Origin of the sequence: Actinacidiphila glaucinigra (assembly GCF_900188405.1) — a bacterium.
Taxonomy (GTDB): domain Bacteria; phylum Actinomycetota; class Actinomycetes; order Streptomycetales; family Streptomycetaceae; genus Actinacidiphila; species Actinacidiphila glaucinigra.
Window position 1 is genome coordinate 41,715 of sequence record NZ_FZOF01000009.1, and the last position, 23,766, is coordinate 65,480.

At 72.0% G+C, this 23,766-nt stretch carries 23 protein-coding genes, 1 tRNA gene and 1 pseudogene; 13 read left to right on the plus strand and 12 right to left on the minus strand.

Annotated features, from left to right (window positions below; translation table 11 throughout):
- Positions 1-192: 192 nt before the first annotated feature.
- The 5 genes from acs (at position 193) to CHF15_RS45750 (ending at position 5,551) form a co-directional block, all read left to right on the plus strand.
- Complete coding sequence (gene acs / locus CHF15_RS20330; RefSeq protein ID WP_089225273.1) at positions 193-2,154, plus strand: acetate--CoA ligase; 1,962 nt, start codon at positions 193-195, stop codon at positions 2,152-2,154.
- A 281-nt stretch (positions 2,155-2,435) separates the two neighbouring features.
- Complete coding sequence (gene nhaA / locus CHF15_RS20335; RefSeq protein WP_410169654.1) at positions 2,436-3,803, plus strand: Na+/H+ antiporter NhaA; 1,368 nt, start codon at positions 2,436-2,438, stop codon at positions 3,801-3,803.
- Positions 3,804-3,855: 52 nt separating this feature from the next.
- Positions 3,856-4,338 carry a phage holin family protein gene (locus CHF15_RS20340; protein ID WP_089225275.1) on the plus strand — a complete coding sequence of 161 codons (483 nt, stop codon included), beginning with the start codon at positions 3,856-3,858 and terminating at the stop codon, positions 4,336-4,338.
- Positions 4,339-4,350: 12 nt separating this feature from the next.
- Positions 4,351-5,274, plus strand: coding sequence for an alpha/beta fold hydrolase (locus CHF15_RS20345; RefSeq protein ID WP_089225276.1), 924 nt, complete (start codon positions 4,351-4,353; stop codon positions 5,272-5,274).
- Between the two features lie 94 nt (positions 5,275-5,368).
- Entirely contained in the window at positions 5,369-5,551 is a 183-nt protein-coding gene (locus CHF15_RS45750; RefSeq protein ID WP_089225277.1) for a hypothetical protein, read from the plus strand.
- A 43-nt stretch (positions 5,552-5,594) separates the two neighbouring features.
- On the opposite strand, the gene CHF15_RS20355 is transcribed toward CHF15_RS45750, so the two are convergent.
- From CHF15_RS20355 to nth, 3 genes are read right to left on the minus strand one after another with little or no spacing between them, the layout of a single operon-like run.
- Positions 5,595-6,797 (minus strand): MarP family serine protease, encoded by a 1,203-nt coding sequence (locus CHF15_RS20355; protein ID WP_089225278.1) that lies wholly within the window; start codon positions 6,795-6,797, stop codon positions 5,595-5,597.
- 22 nt (positions 6,798-6,819) lie between these two features.
- Positions 6,820-7,500: an NUDIX hydrolase gene (locus CHF15_RS20360; RefSeq protein ID WP_089225279.1), complete on the minus strand. Its 681-nt coding sequence runs from the start codon at positions 7,498-7,500 to the stop codon at positions 6,820-6,822.
- Positions 7,497-8,318, minus strand: a complete 822-nt coding sequence (nth, locus tag CHF15_RS20365) for an endonuclease III (RefSeq protein WP_089225280.1) — start codon at positions 8,316-8,318, stop codon at positions 7,497-7,499. The genes CHF15_RS20360 and nth overlap by 4 nt, the downstream gene beginning before the upstream one ends.
- 255 nt (positions 8,319-8,573) lie before the next feature.
- On the opposite strand from nth, the gene CHF15_RS20370 reads away from it, so the two are divergent.
- Positions 8,574-9,248, plus strand: a complete 675-nt coding sequence (locus CHF15_RS20370; protein WP_018562167.1) for a Crp/Fnr family transcriptional regulator — start codon at positions 8,574-8,576, stop codon at positions 9,246-9,248.
- Between the two features lie 73 nt (positions 9,249-9,321).
- On the opposite strand, the gene CHF15_RS20375 is transcribed toward CHF15_RS20370, so the two are convergent.
- From CHF15_RS20375 to CHF15_RS20390, 4 genes are all read right to left on the minus strand, one after another.
- Positions 9,322-10,146, minus strand: a complete 825-nt coding sequence (locus CHF15_RS20375) for an MBL fold metallo-hydrolase (protein ID WP_089225281.1) — start codon at positions 10,144-10,146, stop codon at positions 9,322-9,324.
- Positions 10,143-11,015, minus strand: coding sequence for an NUDIX hydrolase (locus tag CHF15_RS20380; RefSeq protein WP_089225282.1), 873 nt, complete (start codon positions 11,013-11,015; stop codon positions 10,143-10,145). The genes CHF15_RS20375 and CHF15_RS20380 overlap by 4 nt, the downstream gene beginning before the upstream one ends.
- Positions 11,016-11,124: 109 nt before the next feature.
- Positions 11,125-11,589: a RidA family protein gene (locus tag CHF15_RS20385; protein ID WP_089225283.1), complete on the minus strand. Its 465-nt coding sequence runs from the start codon at positions 11,587-11,589 to the stop codon at positions 11,125-11,127.
- Positions 11,586-11,747 (minus strand): DUF4177 domain-containing protein, encoded by a 162-nt coding sequence (locus CHF15_RS20390; RefSeq protein ID WP_089225284.1) that lies wholly within the window; start codon positions 11,745-11,747, stop codon positions 11,586-11,588. The genes CHF15_RS20385 and CHF15_RS20390 overlap by 4 nt, the downstream gene beginning before the upstream one ends.
- A 71-nt stretch (positions 11,748-11,818) precedes the next feature.
- Here CHF15_RS20390 and CHF15_RS20395 point away from each other — a divergent pair, with 71 nt between their 5' ends.
- Positions 11,819-12,799, plus strand: coding sequence for an ArsA-related P-loop ATPase (locus tag CHF15_RS20395; RefSeq protein ID WP_089225285.1), 981 nt, complete (start codon positions 11,819-11,821; stop codon positions 12,797-12,799).
- On the plus strand, positions 12,796-14,289 hold the full coding sequence (locus CHF15_RS20400; protein ID WP_089225286.1) for an ArsA family ATPase: 1,494 nt from the start codon (positions 12,796-12,798) through the stop codon (positions 14,287-14,289). Before CHF15_RS20395 ends, CHF15_RS20400 begins: the two co-directional genes overlap by 4 nt.
- Here CHF15_RS20400 and CHF15_RS20405 read toward each other — a convergent pair.
- Positions 14,271-14,621 carry a WhiB family transcriptional regulator gene (locus tag CHF15_RS20405; protein ID WP_089225287.1) on the minus strand — a complete coding sequence of 117 codons (351 nt, stop codon included), beginning with the start codon at positions 14,619-14,621 and terminating at the stop codon, positions 14,271-14,273. The two genes, CHF15_RS20400 and CHF15_RS20405, sit on opposite strands and share 19 nt — an antisense overlap.
- 397 nt (positions 14,622-15,018) lie before the next feature.
- Here CHF15_RS20405 and CHF15_RS20415 point away from each other — a divergent pair, with 397 nt between their 5' ends.
- The gene (locus CHF15_RS20415) at positions 15,019-17,295 is read left to right on the plus strand and encodes a transglycosylase domain-containing protein (protein ID WP_089225288.1); all 2,277 of its coding nucleotides are present in this window, start codon (positions 15,019-15,021) and stop codon (positions 17,293-17,295) included.
- A gap of 124 nt (positions 17,296-17,419) precedes the next feature.
- On the opposite strand, the gene CHF15_RS20420 is transcribed toward CHF15_RS20415, so the two are convergent.
- Positions 17,420-17,881, minus strand: coding sequence for a GatB/YqeY domain-containing protein (locus CHF15_RS20420; RefSeq protein WP_089225289.1), 462 nt, complete (start codon positions 17,879-17,881; stop codon positions 17,420-17,422).
- 76 nt (positions 17,882-17,957) lie between these two features.
- On the opposite strand from CHF15_RS20420, the gene CHF15_RS20425 reads away from it, so the two are divergent.
- Positions 17,958-18,890 carry a metallophosphoesterase gene (locus CHF15_RS20425; protein ID WP_179279883.1) on the plus strand — a complete coding sequence of 311 codons (933 nt, stop codon included), beginning with the start codon at positions 17,958-17,960 and terminating at the stop codon, positions 18,888-18,890.
- Positions 18,891-18,978: 88 nt separating this feature from the next.
- A tRNA-Pro gene (locus CHF15_RS20430) sits at positions 18,979-19,052 on the plus strand.
- Positions 19,053-19,067: 15 nt separating this feature from the next.
- Here the strand turns inward: CHF15_RS20430 and CHF15_RS45755 are convergent.
- Positions 19,068-19,265 (minus strand): annotated as a pseudogene (locus CHF15_RS45755) (hypothetical protein); the annotation flags it as partial.
- Positions 19,266-19,615: 350 nt separating this feature from the next.
- Here CHF15_RS45755 and CHF15_RS20440 point away from each other — a divergent pair.
- On the plus strand, positions 19,616-21,055 hold the full coding sequence (locus CHF15_RS20440) for an FG-GAP-like repeat-containing protein (protein ID WP_089225291.1): 1,440 nt from the start codon (positions 19,616-19,618) through the stop codon (positions 21,053-21,055).
- Positions 21,056-21,127: 72 nt separating this feature from the next.
- Here CHF15_RS20440 and CHF15_RS20445 read toward each other — a convergent pair whose 3' ends face one another.
- Both CHF15_RS20445 and CHF15_RS20450 read right to left on the minus strand, forming a co-directional pair.
- On the minus strand, positions 21,128-22,687 hold the full coding sequence (locus tag CHF15_RS20445) for an alpha/beta hydrolase (RefSeq protein WP_089225292.1): 1,560 nt from the start codon (positions 22,685-22,687) through the stop codon (positions 21,128-21,130).
- Positions 22,688-22,913: 226 nt separating this feature from the next.
- A complete protein-coding gene (locus CHF15_RS20450) occupies positions 22,914-23,378 on the minus strand; it encodes a GNAT family N-acetyltransferase (RefSeq protein WP_089225293.1) in 465 nt (154 codons plus the stop codon).
- A gap of 73 nt (positions 23,379-23,451) precedes the next feature.
- Between CHF15_RS20450 and CHF15_RS20455 the strand changes: the two genes are divergently transcribed.
- A complete protein-coding gene (locus tag CHF15_RS20455; protein ID WP_089225447.1) occupies positions 23,452-23,751 on the plus strand; it encodes a DUF6191 domain-containing protein in 300 nt (99 codons plus the stop codon).
- The last annotated feature ends 15 nt before the right edge of the window (positions 23,752-23,766 follow it).

Sequence of the window (23,766 nt, forward strand, 5' to 3'; positions counted from 1 at the left end):
CCTGGGCCGCCCGCACCGGGTGGCCCACGCGCCCCGGCCCGCCGCGCACCCGCCGGCGGGCCGGAGCCGTGTGCGGGCGCTTCACCGCGACAGGTCTAAACCAATTTTCGTCGCGAACCCTTGTCATTCCGCCCCTCCGGCTGGTGAGCTATGCCATGGGACACAAGAGGACACCCTGCGAAGGAGCACGGCGTGAGCAACGAGAGCCTGGCCAACCTTTTGAAGGAGGAGCGCCGGTTCGCTCCGCCCGCCGAGCTGGCGGCCGGTGCCAATGTGACCGCGGAGGCCTATCAGCAGGCCGGTGACGACCGACTGGGCTTCTGGGCGGCGCAGGCCCGCCGGCTGACCTGGGCGAAGGAGCCGACCGAGACCCTGGACTGGTCCAACCCGCCGTTCGCGAAGTGGTTCGCCGACGGCACCCTGAACGTCGCCTACAACTGCGTGGACCGGCACGTCGAGGCCGGCAACGGCGACCGCGTGGCGATCCACTTCGAGGGCGAGCCCGGTGACGGCCGGGCCATCACCTACGCCGAGCTCAAGGACGAGGTGAGCCGTGCCGCGAACGCCCTGACCGCGCTGGGCGTGACGGCCGGCGACCGGGTCGCGATCTACATGCCCATGATCCCCGAGACCGCCGTGGCGATGCTGGCCTGCGCCCGCGTCGGCGCCGCGCACTCGGTGGTCTTCGGCGGCTTCTCCGCCGACGCCCTGGCCGCCCGCATCGACGACGCCGACGCCAAGCTGGTCATCACCGCCGACGGCGGCTACCGCCGCGGCAAGCCCTCCGCCCTGAAGCCCGCCGTCGACGACGCGGTCTCCCGCTCCGCCGGCGTGGAGAAGGTGCTGGTCGTCCGGCGCACCGGCCAGGAGGTCGCGTGGACCGAGGGCCGCGACGTGTGGTGGCACGAACTCGTCGACGGCCAGTCCGCCGAGCACACCCCGGAGGCCTTCGAGGCCGAGCACCCGCTCTTCATCCTCTACACCTCCGGCACCACCGGTAAGCCCAAGGGCATCCTGCACACCTCGGGCGGCTACCTGACGCAGACCGCCTACACCCACAACGCCGTCTTCGACCTGAAGCCGGAGACCGACGTCTACTGGTGCACCGCCGACGTCGGCTGGGTCACCGGCCACTCGTACATCGTCTACGGCCCGCTGGCCAACGGCGCGACCCAGGTGATGTACGAGGGCACCCCGGACACCCCGCACCAGGGCCGCTTCTGGGAGATCGTCCAGAAGTACGGGGTCACGATCCTCTACACCGCCCCCACGGCGATCCGCACCTTCATGAAGTGGGGCGACGACATCCCCGCCAAGTTCGACCTGTCCTCGCTGCGCGTCCTGGGCAGCGTCGGCGAGCCGATCAACCCCGAGGCGTGGATCTGGTACCGCGAGCACATCGGCGGCGGCCGCTGCCCGATCGTGGACACCTGGTGGCAGACCGAGACCGGCGCCATGATGATCTCCCCGCTGCCCGGCGTGACGGAGACCAAGCCCGGCTCCGCGCAGCGCCCGCTGCCCGGCATCTCCGCGACCGTGGTGGACGACGACGCCAACGAGGTGCCCAACGGCTCCGGCGGCTACCTCGTCCTGACCGAGCCGTGGCCGTCGATGCTCCGCACCATCTGGGGCGACGACCAGCGCTACCTGGACACCTACTGGTCCCGCTTCGAAGGGCGCTACTTCGCCGGCGACGGCGCCAAGAAGGACGAGGACGGCGACATCTGGCTGCTGGGCCGGGTGGACGACGTCATGCTCGTCTCGGGCCACAACATCTCCACCACCGAGGTCGAGTCGGCGCTCGTCTCGCACCCGAAGGTCGCCGAGGCGGCCGTGGTCGGCGCCGCCGACGCCACCACCGGGCAGGCCATCGTCGCCTTCGTCATCCTGCGCGGCACCGCCGCGTCCGAGGACGGCGACGAGCTGATCGCCGCACTGCGCGACCACGTCGCCAAGACGCTCGGCCCGATCGCCAAGCCGAAGCGGATCCTCACGGTGGCGGAGCTGCCGAAGACCCGCTCCGGCAAGATCATGCGGCGGCTGCTGCGCGACGTTGCCGAGAACCGGGAGCTGGGGGACGTCACCACCCTGACGGACTCCTCGGTCATGGACCTCATCCAGTCGAAGCTCCCGAGCGCCGGCGGCGAGGACTGACCGGTCCCCGTCACCGCGCCGAAGAGGCCCCTCCGGGGGCCTCTTCGCCTTTCCCGGCGGTGCGGGACACTCCTGCGACGCCCGGCGATTGTCCGTAATGTGAGGAACGCCGGAGGCTCCGGCGCCGACCCGGTAAGCTGCTGAAGGCGTAAGAAACGCGACAGTGATTCGGGGCGTGCCGGGAAGTCTGGTCGGCAAGGTGATCAGCCATGCCGAGCCCGACCGGAGGTCCACCCCCCGTGACCGCGACCAACCGCCGCCGTTCCGTCTTCCTGGGCCGGATGTCCCTCCCCGAACGGAACTTCGTCGCCGACGCGCTGCGGACGGAGACCGTGGGCGGCGTGATCCTGCTGGTGGCCGCCGTCTTCGCGCTGATCTGGGCGAACAGCCCGCTCAGCGCCTCGTACCGGTCCACCGTCGCCTTCACCTTCGGCCCCGGGTCGCTCCATCTGGACCTGTCGGTCGGCCACTGGGCCGCCGACGGGCTGCTGACGGTCTTCTTCTTCGTCGCCGGCATCGAGCTCAAGCGGGAACTGGTCGCGGGCGAACTGCGCCGCCCCTCGGCGGCGGCGCTCCCCGTCATCGCCGCCGTGTGCGGCATGGCGGCGCCCGCGCTGGTGTACGCGGTGGTCAACGCCGTCGGCGGCGGTTCCCTGCAGGGCTGGGCGGTTCCGACGGCGACCGACATCGCGTTCGCCCTGGCGGTGCTGGCCGTGCTCGGCACCGCGCTGCCGTCCGCGCTGCGCGCGTTCCTGCTGACCCTGGCGGTCGTGGACGACCTCTTCGCGATCCTGATCATCGCTGTCTTCTTCACCTCCGGCATCGATCTCGTGGCCCTGGCCCTGGCCCTCGCCGGGCTCGTGCTGTTCCGGCTGCTGCTCCGCAAGGAGGTGCGCGGTTGGTACGTGTACGTACCGCTCGCGCTGGTCAACTGGGCGCTGATGCACGCCAGCGGGGTGCACGCCACGATCGCCGGCGTCGCCATGGGCCTGATGCTGCGCTGCCACCGGCGCGAGGGCGAGGAGCGGTCCCCCGGAGAGCGGATCGAGCACCTCGTACGGCCGCTCTCGGCCGGGCTGGCCGTGCCGCTGTTCGCCCTGTTCTCCGCGGGGGTGCCGATCGCCGGCGGCGCGCTCGCCGAGGTGTTCGGCCGTCCCGAGACGCTGGGCGTGGTGCTGGGGCTGGTCGTCGGCAAGGCGGTCGGGGTGTTCGGCGGCACCTGGCTGGCGGCGCGCTTCACCCGCGCGGAGCTCAACCCCGATCTGGCCTGGGCCGACGTCCTGGCCGTCGCCACGCTCGCGGGGATCGGCTTCACGGTCTCCCTGCTCATCGGCGAGCTGGCCTTCGAGGGCGACCAGGTGCTGACCGAGGAGGTCAAGGCGGCCGTCCTGATCGGCTCGTTGACCTCCGCGGTGCTCGCCGCGGTGCTGCTCAAGCTCCGCAACGACACGTACCGCCGCATGTGCGAGGACGAGGAGCGCGACGAGGACCGGGACGGCGTCCCGGACGTCTACAAGTGGGCGGACCCCGAGTTCCATCTGCGGATGGCCGCGATCCACGAGGCCAAGGCGGCCGAGCACCGCAGGCTGGCGGAAGTGGCGCGCTCCGGGGACACCGGCGAGGATGAGTCGGGCATGATCGGGGGGTAACCCGTTTGCCCCGGATGACGACTGACGCACCATGACGACGACGGAGGACCCGATGAGCCGTGCGGACGAGCCCGTGAACGTGGGGGTGACCGTGAGCCCCAACGGAAGCCGCAGCCTCGGTCAGCTCTTCGCCTCGGCGACGGCGGACCTGTCCGAGCTGGTCCACGAGGAGATCGCCCTCGCCAAGGCGGAGCTGCGGCAGGACGTCAAGCGCGCCGGCATCGGCGGTGGCGCGGTGGGCGCGGCCGGCATCCTGGCGCTCTTCTCGCTGCCGGTATTGAGCTTCGCGGCGGCGTACGGCATCCACAACCTGGGGCTGGGCCTCGCCTGGTCGTTCCTCATCGTCGGCGGGGCCTACCTGGTGCTGGCCGGTCTGCTCGGCCTGATGGCGCGCTCGAAGTTCAAGAAGATCAAGAAGCCGGAGCGCAGCATCGCCTCGGCGAAGGAGACCGCGGCGGTGCTGCAGGGCGTCAAGCCGCACCCGCGCAGCGCCCCCTCCGGCGGCACGGAGACCACGGTGGCGGTCAAGGTGTGACACGCTCAGAGCATGACGTTCGCTGACAGTTCCCCGGTGGTACGCATCGACGGGCCCTGGACCCACCGGGACGTCGCCGCGAACGGCGCCCGCTTCCACATCGCCGAACTCGGCGACGGCCCCCTGGTGCTGCTGCTGCACGGCTTCCCGCAGTTCTGGTGGACCTGGCGGCACCAGCTGACCGCGCTGGCCGACGCGGGCTTCCGCGCCGTCGCGATGGACCTGCGCGGGGTGGGCGGCAGCGACCGCACACCCCGCGGCTACGACCCCGCCAATCTGGCGCTCGACGTCACCGGCGTGATCCGCTCGCTCGGCGAGCCGGACGCCGCGCTGGTCGGGCACGACCTCGGCGGTTACCTGGCCTGGACGGCGGCGGCGATGCGGCCCAAGCTCGTCCGGCGGCTCGCGGTGTGCTCGATGCCGCACCCGCGGCGCTGGCGCGCGGCGATGCTGACGGATCTGCGGCACAGCGCGGCCGGCGGCCACGTGTGGGGGTTCCAGCGCCCGTTCGTCCCGGAGCGGCAGCTGGTCGCGGACGACGCGGCGCTGGTGGGACGGTTGCTGCGGGACTGGTCGGGGCCCCGGCTGCCCGAGGACGAGACGGTGGACGCCTACCGCAGGGCGATGCTCATCCCGTCGACGGCGCACTGCTCGATCGAGCCCTACCGCTGGATGGTGCGCTCGCTGGCCCGGGTGGACGGCTTCCAGTTCAACCGGCGCATGAAGCGTCCGGTGCGGGTGCCCACCCTGCACCTGCACGGTTCGCTCGACCCGGCGATGCGGGCCCGGCACGCCGCGGGCAGCGGGGAGTACGTGGAGGCGCCGTACCGCTGGCGGCTTTTCGACGGGCTGGGGCACTTCCCCCACGAGGAGGATCCGGCGGCGTTCTCGGCCGAGCTGGTCAACTGGCTCAAGGACCCGGAACCGGATCGTTAATCCCGTACGACGATCAGCCAAATGCCGGGCGCATAGGCCAACTGATGGACCGCCAGGCGGTTACCGACCATGGACCCCGGGCAGACAGCTCGGTATGGGCTGGACGCACGACTACCGTGACGTGTCACGCGACCGCCGCGCCAACGGAGCGCGGATCACCACCGGGACACAGGCCCCGGACCATCGGTCCGGAGGCTCCCGACTCGGCATTCCTCACATCCTCAGGCGCCGCGCCCGCTGGGTGGGCGCCCGGCTGAGGCATACCCGCAGCGGCTGACCGGGCGCGGCCCCTCGCCGGCCGGCCGGCTCCCCCGGACGGCCTACAGGGCACAGCTCTCGGTGTCGACCTGGCGGTTCGCCGTACGCCCGGCCCGGACGTCCTGCTGGACCTCGTCCGCCGTCAGGGCGTAGCCGGTGTCCGCGTCGTCGAGGGACTTGGCGAACACCACGCCGTACACCTTCCCCTCGGGGGTGAGCAGCGGTCCGCCGGAGTTGCCCTGGCGGACCAGCGTGTACAGCGAGTAGACGTCGCGCTCGACGGTGCCCCGGTGGTAGATGTCCGGGCCCGAGGCGGGGATGCGGCCGCGCACCCGGGCGGCACGGACGTCGAAGCCGCCGTTCTCCGGGAAGCCGGCGACGATGGCGTCGTCGCGTGAGCGGGCATCGGTGGTGCTGAAGGACAACGCGGGCGCCTCCAGGGACGGTACGTCGATGACCGCGATGTCGCGCTGCCAGTCGTAGAGCACGACCTTGCCGTCGTACACCCGGCCCTCGCCGCCGATCTGCACGGTCGGGTTGTCGACGCCGCCGACGACGTGGGCGTTGGTCATCACCCGGTGCGGCGCGAAGACGAAGCCGGTGCCCTCCAGCACCTTGCCGCAGCTCGGTGCCGTGCCGACGACCTTGACGATGCTGCGCCGCGCGCGGCCGACGACCGCGCTGTCGGCGAGCGCCGGGTCGGGGGCGGGGACGGCGGTGATGGGCTCGTTGCCGAACGGCGAGAAGACCTGGGGCAGTCCGTTCTGCGCGAGCACCGAACTGAAGTCGGCGAACCAGTTGTCTGCCTCGCGCGGCACGATCTGCGCCACCCCCAGCAGCACCCGGGAGGAGCGGACCTCACGGCCGAGGCTGGGCAGCGTGGTCGTGGTGGCGAGCGCGGAGCCGATGAGCCAGGCGACCAGCAGCATCGCCAGGACGTTCACGAGGGCGCCGCCGACCGCGTCGATCGCCCGCGCGGGTGACCAGCTGACGTGCGTGCGGACCTTGTTGCCGAGGTGCGTGGTGAAGGCCTGGCCCACCGACGCGCACACGATGATCAGGACCACCGCGGCGACGACCGCCACCGTGCCGGGCTGGGAGTTGTCGGTGACCGCGTTCCAGATCGCGGGCAGTACGTAGACCGCGACCAGACCACCGCCGAGGAACCCGACCACCGACATCACGCCGACGATGAATCCCTGACGGTAGCCCACGATCGCGAACCACACGGCGGCCAACAGCAGCACGATGTCCAGCACATTCACCTGGACACCGTCTCATGGAGGATCAACCCAGCGGGACCGTCTTTGCACGATCCCAGGGTCGTTCCCAGCCCGCGTGGTGCAGGATCCGGTCGATCAGGCCCGCGGTGAAACCCCACACCAGGGCGCCCTGCACCAGGAACGCGGGCCCCTGCAGGCCGCTGGGATGGGTCACCATGGCGCGGTTGGCGGGATCGGTGAGATCCGCCACGGGGACGGTGAACACCCGTGCGGTCTCGGCCGGATCGACCGCTCCCACCGGGGACGGCGTACGCCACCAGCCGAGGACCGGCGTCACGACGAAATCGCTCACCGGGATGTAGAGCCGCGGGAGCACCCCGAAGACCTGCACCCCCGAGGGGTCGAGGCCGGTCTCCTCCCAGGCCTCGCGCAGCGCGGCCCGCAGCGGGCCCTCACCCTCCGGGTCGCCGTCCTCGGGATCGAGGGCACCGCCCGGGAAGGAGGGCTGCCCCGCGTGGGAGCGCAGGGAGGCCGCCCGTTCCATCAGGAGCAGTTCGGGCCCCTCGGCGCCGGCGCCGAGGAGGATGAGGACGGCGGAGGGCCGGCCGCCGCTCGGCGGCGGCAGGAAGCGGCTGAGCTGCTCGGGCCGTACGGCGTCGACCGCGCGGACCACCGGGCCGAGCCAGGACGGCAGCCCCTCGCGGTCGAGCGCGACGTCCTCGATGTCGGGTCGTGCCTGCGTCACTCCACCTCCAGCGGCGGCGCCGCCTTGCCCGGGAACCCCGGCGGCGGCTTGAGCCGCTGCCCGGGGCCGCCGGCCATCTCGTACTTGAGCAGCTTCTTCGCCTTCTCCGGGTCCGTCTCGCCCTCGCCGTAGGACGGGCACAGCGGTGCGATCGGGCAGACGCCGCAGGCGGGGCGGCGGGCGTGGCACATCCGGCGGCCGTGGAAGATCAGCCGGTGCGAGACCATCGTCCACTCGCTCTTCGGGAAGATCGCCATGACGTCCTGCTCGATCTTCTCCGGCTCCTTGGCCGTGGTCCAGCCGAAGCGGTGGACCAGCCGCTGGAAGTGGGTGTCCACGGTGAGGCCGGGGACGCCGAAGGCGTTGCCGAGCACCACGTTGGCCGTCTTGCGGCCCACGCCCGGCAGGGTGACCAGGTCCTCCAGCCGGCCGGGCACCTCGCCGCCGAAGGTGTCGCGGAGCGCCGCCGACAGGCCGAGCAGCGCCCGCGCCTTGGCACGGAAGAAGCCGGTGGGGCGGAGGATCTGCTCCAGCTCCTCCGGGTCGGCGGCCGCCAGGTCCTCGGGCGTCGGGTACGCGGCGAACAGCGCGGGGGTGGTCTGGTTGACCCTCAGGTCGGTCGTCTGGGCCGACAAGACCGTGGCGACGAGCAGCTGGAAGGGGTTCTCGAAGTCCAGCTCGGGGTGGGCGTACGGGTACAGCTCGGCGAGCTCGCGGTTGATCCGGCGGGCTCTGCGCACCATCGCGAGCCGCGACTCGGGCTTGCGGGACGCCCGCGCGCGGGCCGTGGAGGTCTTGCGGGGAGCCTGTTCGCTCACAGCGGAATCCGCGGCGGCGGTCACCCTCCCGGCCCCGCCACCCTGCCGTTTCTTCTGCGCACTTGGCGTATCGGACACCCGGCCAGCCTAAGCCTCGCCACCGACAATCGCCCTGGAGAGCCGCGATCCGGCCCCCAAACGGACCCCCGGAACACAATCACACGAGCACATAAGACAGACTTGTGATTGATCGCACTGTTTTTGCTGTCGGGCATGATGGGGACCGACCCAGCGATGTCGACAAGGAGAGAGCTCGTGGACGACGTTCTGCGGCGCGCACCGCTATTCGCGGGGCTCGACGATGAGCAGGCCGCTGAACTGCGCGCCTCCATGACGGAGGCCACGCTCGCGCGTGGCGACTCGCTGTTCCACGAGGGGGAACCCGGGGACCGGCTGTACGTCGTCACCGAGGGCAAGGTGAAGCTGCACCGCACCTCCCCCGACGGACGCGAGAACATGCTCGCCGTCGTGGGCCCCGGCGAGCTGATCGGTGAGCTGTCGCTCTTCGACCCCGGCCCGCGCACCGCCACCGCCACCGCGCTGACCGAGGTGAAGCTCCTCGGCCTCGGCCACGGCGACCTGCAGCCGTGGCTCAACGTCCGGCCCGAGGTCTCCACCGCCCTGCTGCGCGCCGTCGCCCGGCGCCTGCGGCGCACCAACGACGTCATGTCCGACCTCGTCTTCTCCGACGTCCCGGGCCGCGTCGCCAAGGCGCTGCTGGACCTGTCGCGCCGCTTCGGCGTGCAGTCCGAGGAGGGCATCCACGTCGTCCACGACCTGACGCAGGAGGAACTCGCCCAGCTGGTGGGCGCCTCCCGCGAGACGGTCAACAAGGCCCTCGCCGACTTCGCGGGCCGCGGCTGGCTGCGCCTGGAGGCACGGGCGGTCATCCTGCTGGACGTCGAGCGGCTGGCCAAGCGCTCGCGCTGACGCCCGTACGCGTACGAAGGGGCGCCCACCTCGCGGTGGGCGCCCCTTCGCCGTCCCTGGTGTGCGCTGGCCGTCAGATCAGCCCGTGCTCCAGCAGGTAGTCCAGCTGGGCCCGCACCGACAGCTCGGCGGCCGGCCACAGGGCGCGGTCGACGTCCGCGTACACATGGGCGACGACCTCGGAGGGCGTCGCGAGGCCCCGTTCCACGGCCGTCTCGACCTGGGCGAGGCGGTGGGCGCGGTGGGCGAGGTAGAACTCGACCGCTCCCCGCGCGTCGGCGAGGACCGGGCCGTGGCCCGGCAGGACGGTGGCCACGCCGTCGTGCATCGTGAGGGCCTGCAGCCGGCGCAGGGAGTCCAGGTAGTCGCCCAGCCGCCCGTCGGGGTGGGCGACGACCGTGGTGCCGCGGCCGAGGACGGTGTCGCCGGTGAGCACGGCCCGGTCGGCGGGCAGGTGGAACGACAGCGAGTCCGCGGTGTGCCCGGGGGTGGGCACGACCCGCAGCTCCAGGCCGCCCGTGGTGACGACGTCGCCCACGGCCAGGCCCTCGTCGCCCAGCCGCAGCGCCGGGTCGAGGGCGCGCACCGGCGTACCGGTCAGCTCGGCGAAGCGGCCCGCGCCCTCGGCGTGGTCGGGGTGGCCGTGGGTGAGCAGGGTGAGGGCGATCCTCTTGCCGAGGGAGTGCGCCGTGGAGACCACGGTGCTCAGATGGCCCTCGTCCAGCGGCCCGGGATCGATGACGACGGCGAACTCGGAGTCCGGCTCGGAGACGATCCAGGTGTTCGTGCCGTCCAGCGTCATCGGCGAGGGGTTCGGCGCGAGCACGCACACCGCGCGGGCGGTCGCCCGCCCGCCGACCTCCGCACGGGGGTTGCCGGGCTGCGGGGCCGCGGTCATTCGGCGGCTCCCATCCGCTTGGTGAACTCCTCGTGGCCCGGCCAGGTCAGCACGATCTCGTCGCCCACGAGGCCGGCCCTCGCCAGCACCGGGGTGAGGTCGCGCCCCTCCGCGGCGCCCTCCAGGGCCGCGGCGGCCGAGCCGTAGGGCAGCAGCTCCCGCAGCGTCGCGACCGTCGGCGGCAGCATGGTCATCTCGCCGCGGTCGTAGCCGGCCACGGCCTCGGCGGGGCTCAGCCACACGGTGCGGTCCGCCTCGCCCGACACGTCGCGGGTGCGCTGGCCGGGCGGGAGCGCGGTCACGAAGAACCATGTGTCGTAGCGGCGCTCCTCGAACTCCGGGGTGATCCAGCGGGCCCACGGGCCGAGCAGGTCGGAGCGGAGCACCAGGGAGCGGCGCGCGAGGAAGTCGGCGAAGGACAGCTCCCGCGAGACCAGGGCGCGACGGTCGGCCTCCCAGTCCTCGCCGGTGGTGTCCGCGACGACGGACGCCTCGTCGGGCCCGGCCAGCAGGACGCCGGACTCCTCGAAGGTCTCGCGCACGGCCGCGCACACGATCGCCTGCGCCTCGGCGGGGTCCAGGCCCTCGCCCAGCCGGGCGGCCCAGGTCCGCGGTGCGGGTCCCGCCCAGGCCACCGGCCGCTCGTCGCGCGGGTCCACCCCGCCGCCGGGATACGCGTACGCGCCCGCGGCGAAGGCCATGGAGGCCCGGCGCCGCAGCATGTGCACCGCGGGGCCGCCGCCTGCGTCCCGCAGCAGCAGGACGGTCGCCGCACGGCGCGGCACGACGGGCTCCAGGGTGCCCGCGGTGAGGGCGCGGATCCGCTCGGGCCAGGTCGGCGGGAACCACTGGCCGTTCGTGGTGGTCATGGGGCGGATGCTATGCGCTTCCGCGGGGATGTTCGATAGGGCCCGGGCCGGGCGGCCCCGGGCACCCCTCCGGTGGCCCGGCGGGGCCACGCCGGAGGGGTACGGGACGTCAGTCCTCGACCTCGACCTGGATCTCGACCTCGACCGGCGCGTCGAGCGGCAGGACGGCCACACCGACGGCGCTGCGGGCGTGCACGCCCTTCTCGCCGAGGACCTCGCCCAGCAGTTCGCTCGCGCCGTTGACGACGGCCGGCTGCCCGGTGAAGTCGGGGGCGGAGGCGACGAAGCCGACGACCTTCACGACGCGCTTGACGCGGTCGAGGTCACCCACGACGGAGCGGACCGCGGCCAGGGCGTTGAGCGCGCAGGTGCGGGCGAGCTGCTTGGCCTCGTCCGCGGTGACCTCGGCGCCGACCTTGCCGGTGCAGGTCAGCTTGCCGTCGACGAGCGGCAGCTGACCCGCCGTGTAGACGTACGCGCCGGACCGAACGGCCGGGACGTACGCGGCGAGCGGCGCGGCCACGGCGGGGAGCTCCAGCCCCAGTTCCGCGAGCCGCTGCTCGACGGCGCTCACGCGTTCTTCTCCCGCTTGAAGTACGCCACCAGCTGCTCGGGGTTGTTCGGGCCCGGCACGACCTGGACGAGCTCCCAGCCGTCCTCGCCCCAGGTGTCCAGGATCTGCTTCGTCGCGTGCACCAGCAGCGGCACGGTCGCGTATTCCCACTTCTTCATGAGGGGACTGTAATGCCTGGCACAGCCCCGCCCCTGCGTAGCCCCGCCCTCGACTGGTTAGGCTCGCAGGTGTGAGGCTCCACATCGTGACGGGCAAGGGCGGCACGGGCAAGACGACCGTCGCCGCGGCGCTGGCACTCGCCCTCGCCGCCGAGGGACGGCGGACGCTGCTGGCGGAGGTGGAGGGACGCCAGGGCATCGCCCAGCTCTTCGAGACCGAGGCCCTCCCCTACGAGGAGCGCAAGATCGCGGTGGCGCCGGGCGGGGGCGAGGTCCACGCGCTGGCCATCGACGCCGAACAGGCGCTGCTCGACTACCTCGACATGTTCTACAAGCTCGGCCGGGCCGGCCGGGCCCTGAAAAAGCTGGGCGCGATCGACTTCGCCACCACCGTCGCACCGGGCCTGCGCGACGTCCTGCTGACCGGCAAGGTCTGCGAGGCCGTACGCCGCAAGGACCGGGCCGGCTGGCGGTCGTACGACGCGGTGGTGCTGGACGCGCCGCCGACCGGGCGGATCACCCGCTTCCTCAACGTCAACGACGAGGTCGCCGGGCTGGCCCGGTTCGGCCCGATACACAATCAGGCGCAGGCCGTGATGCGGGTGATGAAGTCCCCCGAGACGGCGGTACACCTGGTCACCCTCCTGGAGGAGATGCCGGTCCAGGAGACCATGGACGGCGTGGAGGAACTGCGCGCGGCGGGACTGCCGACCGGAGCCGTGATCATCAACATGGTGCGCCCGGTGGTGATGGACGGCGCGGCCGTGGCATCGGCGCGCGACGGGCAGCGCACGGCGATCGCCAAGGCGCTCTCCCAGGCGGGGCTCGGCGGCGCGCGGCGCGGCGGCCTCGCGGAGCGGCTCGTCGACCCGCTGCTGGCCCAGGCGCACGAGCACGCGGAGCGCGTGGCCCTGGAACGCGCCCAGCGCGAGGAACTGGGCTCACTGGGGCTGCCGGCGTACGAGCTGGAACTGATGGGCGACGGGGTCGATCTCGGCGGGTTGTACAGATTGGCTGAAAATCTGCGGAAGCAGGGGCTGGGGGTCGCATGAGCCTGGAGAGTCCGGTATTGGACATCGACCCGCTGATCGACGATCCGAAAACCCGGATCGTCGTCTGCTGCGGCTCGGGAGGGGTCGGCAAGACCACCACGGCCGCGGCCCTGGGCGTCCGCGCCGCCGAGCGCGGGCGGAAGGCCGTCGTGCTGACCATCGACCCGGCGCGCCGGCTCGCGCAGTCCATGGGGCTGACGGAACTCGACAACACCCCCCGCAAGGTCGCCGGGATCGACGAGTCCGCGGGCGGTGAGCTGCACGCGATGATGCTCGACATGAAGCGGACCTTCGACGAGGTCGTGCTGCAGCACACGGACCAGGAGCGGGCCCGGGCGATCCTGGACAACCCCTTCTACCAGTCGCTCTCCGCGGGCTTCGCCGGCACGCAGGAGTACATGGCCATGGAGAAGCTGGGCCAGTTGCGCGCGCTCGACGCGTGGGACCTGATCATCGTCGACACCCCGCCGAGCCGGTCGGCGCTGGACTTCCTGGACGCCCCGAAGCGGCTGGGGTCCTTCCTGGACGGGCGCTTCATCCGGCTGCTGATGGCTCCCGCGAAGGTCGGCGGGCGGGCCGGCGTGAAGTTCCTCAACGTCGGGATGTCGATGATGACCGGCACGCTCAGCAAGGTCATGGGCGCGCATCTGCTGCGCGACGTGCAGACCTTCGTGGCGGCGATGGACTCGATGTTCGGCGGCTTCCGCTCCCGCGCGGACGCCACCTACAAGCTGCTCCAGGCGAACGGCACGGCGTTCCTGGTGGTGGCCGCGCCGGAGCGGGACGCGCTGCGGGAGGCCTCGTACTTCGTGGAACGGCTCGCGGCGGAGGACATGCCCCTCGCCGGGCTGGTGCTCAACCGCGTGCACGGCAGCGGGGCGGCACAGCTCACGGCGGAACGGGCGCTGGCGGCGGCGGAGGCCCTGGACGACCTGAGCGAACCCGAAGACCCGGACTACCCGGACGACGCGGACGACGCCGACGACCCGGACACCGCCGACGCTGCTGGCACCGCCGACGCCGACCCCGTGGCCGGGAATCCGTCAACTCCCCGGCTGACCGGGGAGTTTGACGAATCTGCAGAAAATCTTCAAAGCGTCGGCATTGTGGATCAGCCCGGCGGGAAAGCTGGACTCCGTACGGCCGACGGCGGCGAAGGGACCCCCAGTACGGACAGTGCGGACACGAGCTCTCCCGAATCGCCCACCGGCTCCCCTGCATTTCCCGCGCCCGCGCAGGAAGGCGACGCGGGCCGGTCCACGAACCCGGACCCGCTGGACGCCGATCGCCTCGCCGCCGGCATGCTGCGCCTGCACGCCGAACGGATGCAGCTGGTCGCGCGCGAGCGGCGCACCCGTGACCGCTTCGTCTCCGTGCACCCGGACGTTCCGATGGTGGACGTCGCGGCCCTGCCCGGTGACGTGCACGACCTCGAGGGCCTGCGCGCGATCGGCGAACGTCTCGCGCAGGGTCAGCCGACGGCGGCGTAGTCGTCGTAGCCCTCGTCGTAGCTCTCGTCGTCGAGCGGGAGCACACCTGTGCTGCGCTCGTACTCCGTGCGCGCCGTCTCCAGCAGCCTGCGCCACGAGGTGACCGTGGGGCGCCGGCGCAGCAGCGCCCTGCGTTCCCGCTCGGTCATCCCGCCCCAGACGCCGAACTCCACCCGGTTGTCCAGGGCGTCGGCCAGGCACTCGGTGCGTACCGGGCAGCCGGTGCACACCGCCTTGGCCCTGTTCTGGGCCGCTCCCTGGACGAAAAGTTCATCCGGATCCGTCGTGCGGCACGCGGCCTGCGTACTCCAGTCCGTAACCCAGCTGCTCATGCTGGCGCCGTCCTCTCCCGAATCGAGGCTCCCCCACGGCGGCAAGCGGCATATTCACCGTTGCCAGTTGAGGACGTTACGGAAGGTGGGCACGACGCAACAGCCCTTTCAGGCCCAATCTTGAATGGCCCGAACGGACTATGGGTACGCGGCAGATCACCCGACGGAGTGAGCCGACGGCAGAATGGGCGAATTGCCGCGAAACGGTCATCTCGCCACTTCTGGGGCCTGAGATCCAGGTCATATGGCTGGCATATGACAGGAATTCGGGCAGTTCTCATCACCCACAAGAGTGACGAGGGAGGACAGACGTGTGCGCAGTGTTCGCGCCTGTCTGTTACAGAGTAGGCGAACAAGCATGCCCACGTCCTGAGAATGGCAACGTAAGCTGCACCCCATGGGTCACAAGCGATCGCGCCCCACCAGCAGCGGCGGCACCAGCTCAGCCCAGCAGGCAGCCAAGTTCCTGGGCATCAGCGTCCTGGCAGGCGTCGTGCTGGCCGGTATCGCCCTCCCCGCGGCGGGAGCACTCGGACTGAGCGCCAAGGGCACCGCGGCCGGCTTCGACTCCCTTCCGGGCGAGCTCAAGCGACCGCCGCTGTCCCAGAGCACCCAGATCCTGGACACCAAGGGCGACCTGATCGCGACCGTCTACTCGCGCGACCGCAAGGTCGTGGGGCTGAACAAGATCAGCAAGCCGATGCAGCAGGCCATCGTCGCCATCGAGGACGCCCGCTTCTACGAGCACGGCGCCATCGACGTCAAGGGCATCCTGCGCGCGCTCAACAAGAACGCCCAGGAGGGCGGTGTCTCCGAGGGCGCGTCCACCCTGACGCAGCAGTACGTGAAGAACGTCTTCGTCGAGGAGGCCGGCGACGACCCCACCAAGGTCCAGCAGGCCACACAGCAGACCCTCGGTCGCAAGATCAAGGAGATGAAGTACGCCATCCAGCTCGAGCAGGAGCTGGGGAAGCAGAAGATCCTCGAGAACTACCTCAACATCACGTTCTTCGGCGAGCAGGCCTACGGGGTCGAGTCCGCCTCGCGGCGCTACTTCAGCAAGTCCGCGAAGGACCTGTCGCTCACCGAGTCCGCGCTGCTGGCCGGTCTCGTCCAGTCGCCGAGCCGCTACGACCCCGTGAACGACCCGGAAGAGGCCAAGAAGCGCCGCGACGTGGTGCTGCAGCGGATGGCCGACGTGAAGAACATCACGCAGGCCGAGGCCGACGAGGCGAAGAAGAAGCCGCTCGGCCTCAAGATCACCCAGCCCAAGAACGGCTGCATCACCGCCGTCAACGGCGCCGGCTTCTTCTGCGACTACGTGCGCCAGGTCTTCCTCAGCGACAAGGCCTTCGGCAAGACCAAGAGCGAGCGCTCCAAGCGCTGGGACCAGGGCGGCCTCACCATCCGCACCACCCTCGACCCGAAGGCGCAGCGGTCCGTCCAGGAGTCGATCAGCCGGCACGTGTACAAGAGCGACGACGTCGCCACCGCCGTGACCCTGGTCCAGCCCGGCACGGGCAAGATCGTCGGAATGGGCCAGTCCCGCCCGTACGGCTTCGGGAAGAACCAGACCCAGATCAACTACTCCGTCGACCGGAACATGGGCGGCGGCGCGGGTTACCAGCCGGGTTCGACGTTCAAGCCCTTCACCGCCGCGGCCGCCCTGGAGAAGGGCATGTCGACGGCCCAGTCCTACCCCTCGCCGAACGAGATGCCGTACCCGGACGTGACCGACTGCGAGGGCAAGCGGTACACCAGCACCGCCAAGGTGCCCAACGAGCGGAAGGACGAGGTCGGTCCGTACGGGATGCGGGAGGCGCTGGCGAAGTCGATCAACACCTACTTCGTCTCGCTGGAGGCCGACGCCGGCCTGTGCGACGTGACGCGGATGGTCAACTCCCTCGGCATCACCAAGCGCGCCGGCGGGACGAAGTTCGGCCTCGGTGCCTCCTTCACCCTCGGCGTCAACGAGATGTCGCCGCTGAAGATGGCCGCCGCCTACGCCGCCTTCGCCAGCAAGGGCGAGTACTGCACCCCGGTCGCCATCGAGTCGATCAGCGACGCGAACGGCAAGAAGCTGCCGGTGCCGAAGACGCAGTGCGAGCGGGCCATGTCCGAGCAGACCGCCTCCACGATCAACACCCTGCTCAAGGGCGTGGTCGAGGACGGCACCGGCCAGCAGGCCGGGCTCAGCGACCGCGACAGCGCGGGCAAGACCGGTACGACGGACTACCGCTACGCCGCCTGGTTCGTCGGCTACACCTCGGACATGGCGGGTGCCGTCTGGGTCGGCGACCCGGCCCACAAGCGCCGGATGACCAACATCACCATCGGCGGCCAGTACCACACCGAGGTCTACGGCGCCGACACCCCGGGCCCGATCTGGAAGGACGCCATGTCCGGCGCCCTGGCCGGCACCGTCTCGCCGGGTCTGCCGACGGTCGCCATCAAGGATCCCGAGAAGCCGCGCAACGACGACGACGACCACCACGGCCCCGGCGACGACGGCGGCCCCGGCAACGGCGGCAACGGCGGCAACGGGGGCGACGAAGGACTCTTCGGCGGCATCTTCGGCGGCGGCGACGGGGGCGGCGGCAACGGCCGCGGCGGCGCGACCAACGCCGGCCCCGGGACCGGCACCCCCGAGACGGGTGGCACCGGGGCGGGCTGATCCCCCCGGTACGTGACATGACGCCGAAGGGGCGCCGGGACCGATCGGTCCCGGCGCCCCTTCCGTTGTCGGCCGCCCTCGGGCGCCGCGGGCTGTCATGGGCGCCCGGTCGGGCGCCGCTCCGTCAGCCGCCCGCGAGCTGCCTGCGCACCTCGGCGGCGACCCGGCCGCCCTCGGCCAGGCCCGCGACCTTCGGATTCACGATCTTCATGACCGCGCCCATCGCCCTGGGCCCCTCGGCCCCCGACTCGGTGATCGCCGCGGCGACGATCCCGGCCAGCTCGGCGTCGTCCAGCTGCTTGGGCAGGTAGGCGCCCAGCACCTCGCCCTCCGCCAGCTCGCGCTCCGCGGACTCCTTGCGGCCGCCCTGCTCGAAGGCGTCGGCCGCCTCCCGGCGCTTCTTCGCCTCGCGGGCGATCACCATCAGCACCTCTTCGTCGGAGAGCTCGCGCGCCTCCTTGCCCGCGACCTCCTCCTTGGTGATCGCGGTGAGGGTGAGACGGAGGGTGGACGAGATCAGTTCGTCCCGTCCCTTGATGGCAGCCGTGAGGTCGTCGTGCAGACGCTGCTTGAGCGTGGTGGTCATGGCACCGAGTCTGCCAGGTCGCCGCCGGGAGGGCCGGAAATTTATCCCTGACGAGCCGTCTGCCACCATGGAGGGCATGCGCGCGCGATACGGAGTACCCCTGGGCATCACAGCTGCCGGTGCGGCCTGCGTGGCCTACGCCGCCGGAATCGAGGCGCGGTCCTTCCGCCTGCGCAGGGTGCGGGTGCCCGTGCTGCCGGCCGGAATGCGGCCGATCCGCGTCCTGCAGCTCTCCGACATCCACATGGTGAGCGGCCAGAACAAGAAGCGCCGCTGGCTGCAGTCGCTGGCCGGGCTCCGTCCGGACTTCGTGGTGAACACCGGGGACAACCTCTCCGACCCCCACGGCGTCCCCGAGCTGCTGGACGCCCTCGGCCCGCTGCTCGACCTCCCCGGGGCGTACGTCTTCGGCTCCAACGACTACTACGCCCCCAAGCTGCGCAACCCCGCCCGCTACCTCCTCGAGCGCGTCCGGGGCGAGCACGGCCTCAACGGCAAGAACGACCCCGCCATCGGCGTCGCCCGCAACCCCTGGGAGGAGGTGCGCGACGCTTTCGACGTGGCCGGGTGGGTCGGGGTCAACAACACCCGCGGCCGCCTCAAGCTCGACGACGGCATCGAGATCGCCTTCACGGGCCTCGACGACCCCCACATCCGCCGCGACCGCTACGCCGCCGTCGCCGGCGGCCCCGACGCGGACGCCGACCTCTCCCTCGCCGTCGTCCACGCCCCGTACCTGCGCGTGCTCGACGCCTTCGCCGCGGACCGCTACCCGCTGATCCTCGCCGGTCACACCCACGGCGGCCAGCTCTGCATCCCCTTCTACGGCGCCCTGGTCACCAACTGCGACATCGACACCGACCGGGTCAAGGGCCTGTCCACCCACGAGGCCGCCGGCCACCGCTCCTACCTGCACGTCTCCGCCGGCTGCGGCACCAACCGCTACACCCCGGTCCGCTTCGCCTGCCCGCCCGAGGCCACCCTGCTCACCCTGACGCCGGGCGCCTGAGCCGCCCGCGAAAACCGGATTTCGTCTCCAGCGGGAGGTCCGCTAGAGTAATCCTCGTCGCGCCGGGCCGGAGGCCACGGTACGACACCGGGGTGTGGCGCAGCTTGGTAGCGCGCTTCGTTCGGGACGAAGAGGCCGTGGGTTCAAATCCCGCCACCCCGACTTCGTAGATGCAGATCAGGGCCGTCTGGGAATTTCCCAGGCGGCCCTGACTCGTGTTGCGTGACTTTCTGTGTGACTCACGCTTCCGGCCCCCGTCTGAATCACGGGGCGGATCGGCTTGTGGTGGACCTCCTCGGTGACCGGGGTGCCGGGCCGCCCGACAAGGCGCGAGATCTCTTCGAGCGGCACACCGCTGTCCGGCGGCAGCGATACGCACCGACCGACCGACCGGCGCCACGACGCACCGCGGCGGCCCCGGAACCGGCCGTACATCACGCCGGTCGCCCATGACGTGGTCCTCCAGTACGTCGTGGCCGAGGTCCGGCCGAACCTCACGATGAGCAGGCGGCGTTGCGTCGGGACCGTGGTGTACGGCTGCTTCCGGGCGCGAGTCGCCGCCGGTCGCCTGGCCGGACCCGGAACCAGCCTGGAGAGCGCGCTCGCGTCTGCGCTGTGCGCTCGCCGTAAAGCACCTCCCATCGGGCCGCGGCCGCGCGGCGCTCTACAATCCGCTGCGACGTGTGGGTGCACAGGAGGTGTGCCCGGGGTGGAGGGGACACGACATGACCATGAACCGCGGTCTGACCGGGCGCAGTTGGAGAGCCGCCGGGATCCTGGTCGCCGGACTGCTCGGCGGTACGTTGCTGCCGGCCACCCCCGCGGCCGCCGTGCACGGCGCGGTACCCGGTGACTTCAACGGCGACGGTTACCGTGACGCCGTCCTGCCCGCCCCTGGCGCGGATGTTGCCGGCAAAGAGGCGGCCGGTGCGGTCGTCGTGCTGTACGGATCGAGAACGGGCCTGTCGGCGTCCCGGCGAAAGATCATCACGCAGAACACCGCCTCCATCCCGGGCACCGCCGAGGCGTTCGACCGGTTCGGTGCCGCCACCGCCACGGCGGACCTGAACCGCGACGGGTACGCCGATCTGGTCGTCGGATCGCCCTACGAGGGCACGGCCAAGGGGATCGATGCCGGAACGGTGACGGTGCTCTGGGGGAGCAGCGCCGGCCTCACCCGGGGCACCAACCTGCCGACGCCCCAGGGCGACCCGCTCTACTACGGCGTGGACCTCGCCGCGGCCGGCACGGGGCCGGGGGCGAAGACCGAAGTCCTGGTGGGCTCCCGGGCCGGGTCGGTCCGCTTCACCGGGCCCTTCAGCAGCACCGGTACGTTCGGCGGCTCGGCGACTCCGGCGGACATGTCCCAGGCCGAGGCGGTGGCGCTGGGCGACTTCAACGGGGACGGCGCTCAGGACCACGTGAACGCCACCTACCGCTACAGCGGTCTGACCGGCGGCCACATCGTCGTGAACCCCGAGGACCACGCTCTCGCTCTGCAGAAGGGCAACGGCCTCATGGTCGCCGCCGGCGACCTCAACGGCGACGGATACTCCGACCTCGTCGCCGGCGACCCCGACGAGCCCGAAGTCTCCGGGGTCGACGGCGTGCTGGGCGGTCGCGTCCTTGTCTGGTACGGCTCGGCACGAGGCATCTCGCCCGATGCCGCACCGGTGCAGATCACGCAGAACACCGTCGGCGTCCCCGGCGGGAGCGAGAAGTACGACGCTTTCGGCGGCGCCCTGGCGGTGGCGGACCTGAACCGTGACGGGCTCGCCGACATCGTGGTCGGGACACCCTACGAATCCATCGGCAAGATCGGCCGGGCCGGGCAGGTGACCGTCATCCCCGGTCGCCGCACGGGCGCCCTCGGCGCCGGGGCGTACGCCTTCAACCAGGACACGGCGAAGGTCCCGGGCGGCTCGGAGGTCGACGACTTCTTCGGCACGACGGTCGCCGCGGGTGACGTGAACAAGGACGGCAAGGCCGAGCTGTTCGTCGGCGCGGCCACGGAGAACAACTCGACGGGCGCGGTCTGGGTCTTCCCCGGCGGCACCGCCGGGCCGACGGCCACGGGCAGCCGCGTGTTCACCGCCACCTCGGTCGGCCTGCCCCAGCAGAACGGCACCCTCCTGGGCGGCAACGGACTGCTCTGGGTGATCTGAGACACCGCGCGGCCCCTTCGCGCCGCTGAGTGGCGGAACGCGGCCCGGGAGGACGTCCCGGGCCGCCCCGGGTCAGCCGCAGACCGTGCCCGGGGCGGGGAGTTCGCCGTGGATGAGGTAGCGGTCGACGGCGTCGTCGATGCAGGGGCTGCCGCGGTGGTACGCGGTGTGGCCGTCACCGTCGTAGGTGAGGAGCCGTCCGGAGTCGAGCTGGCGGGCGAGGGACTGGGCCCAGGGGTACGGGGTGGCGGGGTCCCGGATGGTGCCGACGACGAGGATCGGGGCGGCGCCGGGGGCGCTGATCGGGTGCGGGGCCTGGGTCGCCGGGACCGGCCAGCGGGTGCAGAGGACCAGGAACGTGGCCAGTGAGGCGCCGAACTGGGGTGAGGCACGCAGGAAGGCGGGCAGGGCGGCCTCCGCCTCGGCGCCGGAGAAGCGGGCGCCGAGGGTGGAGCTCAGGCAGTCGACGGCGAGGAGGGCGTCCGTGGCGTTGCCGGAGGTGTCCTCGTCCGCGCCGGCGAACTGCTGCAACTCCGCGGTGTCGCCGGCCAGGGCCTGGCGCAGCATCGTCCGCAGCTCCTCCCAAGAGGCCCCCCGCAGGGCCGTGATGACCGCGGTGAGGAGGTCCTCTCCGGTGACGGTGATGTCCTTGCCCTGGCGCAGGGGGCCGGCGTCCAGCTTGTCCACCAGTCCGTCGAGGACCCGGCCGGCCTCCGCGACGGAGTGGCCGACCGGGCAGTCGGGGCGGGCGGCGCAGTCGGCGGCGAAGGACTCCCAGGCCAGCTGGTAGCCGGCGGTGCTGTCCAGGTTCTCGCGGTAGCCGTCGAGCGCGGGGTCGATGGCGCCGTCCAGGACCATGCGTCCGACCCGCGAGGGGAAGAGCTCGGCATACGTCGCGCCCAGGTAGGTGCCGTAGGAGTAGCCGAGGAAGTGCAGGCGCTCGTCGCCGAGGAGGGCGCGCACGACGTCCATGTCGCGCGCCGCGTCGGGGGTGCCGAGGTGGGGCAGCAGATCCCCGTCCTGCTTCTCGCAGGCGTCGGCGAGTTCCTCGAACGCCTCGAAGGAGTCGGCGATCTCCGCAGCGCCGTCGGAGACCCGCAGGCCGAAGCCCATGGGGGTGGCCGGGGTGTCGGTTTCGCAGTCGACGGGGGTGCTGTACCGCACGCCGCGCTGGTCGACGGCGACCAGGTCGTACGCGGTGCGCATGGCCGGGGAGAAGGTGCCGACGGCGGCGACCAGGTAGTCGACGGCGGACTCGCCGGGGCCGCCCGGGTTGACCTGGAGCGAGCCGACGCGGGCGGCGGCGTCGCCGGTGGCCCGCAGGCGGGCGGCGGTCAGGGTGATGTCGCCGGCCTCGGGGCGGGCGTAGTCCAGGGGCACCGTCACGGTGGCGCACTGGAAGCCCGGCACGTCCTGGCAGGCCTTCCAGTCGAGGCGCTGCTCGTAGTAGCGCCGCAGCTCCGGGGGTACGCCCGCGGCGGGGTCCACGGCGCGTCCGGCGGCGGACGCCGGCCGCGGCGGGACGGCGGTGGCGCAGGCCGCGGTCAGCAGCAGCCCGCAGGTGCTCAGCACCGCGAGCGCGCCGCGCAGCCTGCGCCGGGGTATCCCGCCGGTGTCCAGGACAGCGATCATCGCCACGCCTTCCTCGTGCGCCCGTGTGACGGGGGAGGGACCGCCGGACGCGGCGCCCGGGCCCCGGGGGATTCCGGGGATCCGGGGGTCGTGGTCCGGTCGTGTCGCGGAGCGCTCGGACGCGCCCCCCGCGACTCCGCTGCGTCACCAGCCCATCACACGTCGTACGTGGCGGCGGCCCCGGATGGGCCGAACGTGTGAATCTCCGGAGCGCCCCGGCAGGGGTTCAGCGGGGCGCGTAGGCGATGCGCGCGAAGGGCCAGGCACGGGCGAGCCAGTCGCCGACGACGCGGTGGAGTTCGGCGTCCAGGGCGGCGTTGCGGGCGCTGACCCAGGAGCGGACGTCGACGGTGCCGGGTTCGCCGCGGGAGCGGTAGACGTACACGCAGCCGATGACGTCGCCGCCGGGCACGGACAGGACGGTGTAGGTGAAGCCGGTGCGCCGCTCGAAGTCCTCCGCGTGCTTGCGCAGGTCCTCGAGGTTGGCCTCGAGGGTCATCCCGTCCGGCGGCGGCCAGGAGCGGCCCTCGAAGCCGGGGGTGGCGCGGATGTGGTCGATGCTGGACGTCCAGGCGGCGTGGTCGGCGGCGTTGTGCCGCGGGCCCAGGGGTTCCAGGCGGAAGCGGTCGGTGGCGGGCGGGTCCGGGACGGCGAAGCCCGGCGGGACGAGGGGCTGTTCGGCGGCGGTCATGGCGCGAGGGTAGCCGGGTGCCCGCGGGGCCGTCGCCGTCGCGGCGGCACCGTGCGAAGGTAGGGCCATGGGTGTGGAGTTCGTGGTCTTCATGACGCTGCCGGGCCTGGTGATCCTGCTGATCGGGGTGGCCTTCGTCGACCAGGTGCTGCGCCTGGGCCGGTGGGGCGGCCGCAGCGGGCAGGTCTCCTCGACCGGTTTCGAGCAGCTGCACGCGAGCTTCTCCCCGGGCAAGCGCAACGAGTTGGACGAGCGCCGGGCGACCCTGATGCTGCGCGACGAGGAGGGCGACGGGGCGCCCCCGCGGTCGCGGGTGGACCTGGGGCGGGGGACGGCGCTGATCGTCGTTCCGGGACGTGATCGCAGCGGGTGACGACGGCCACGGTCC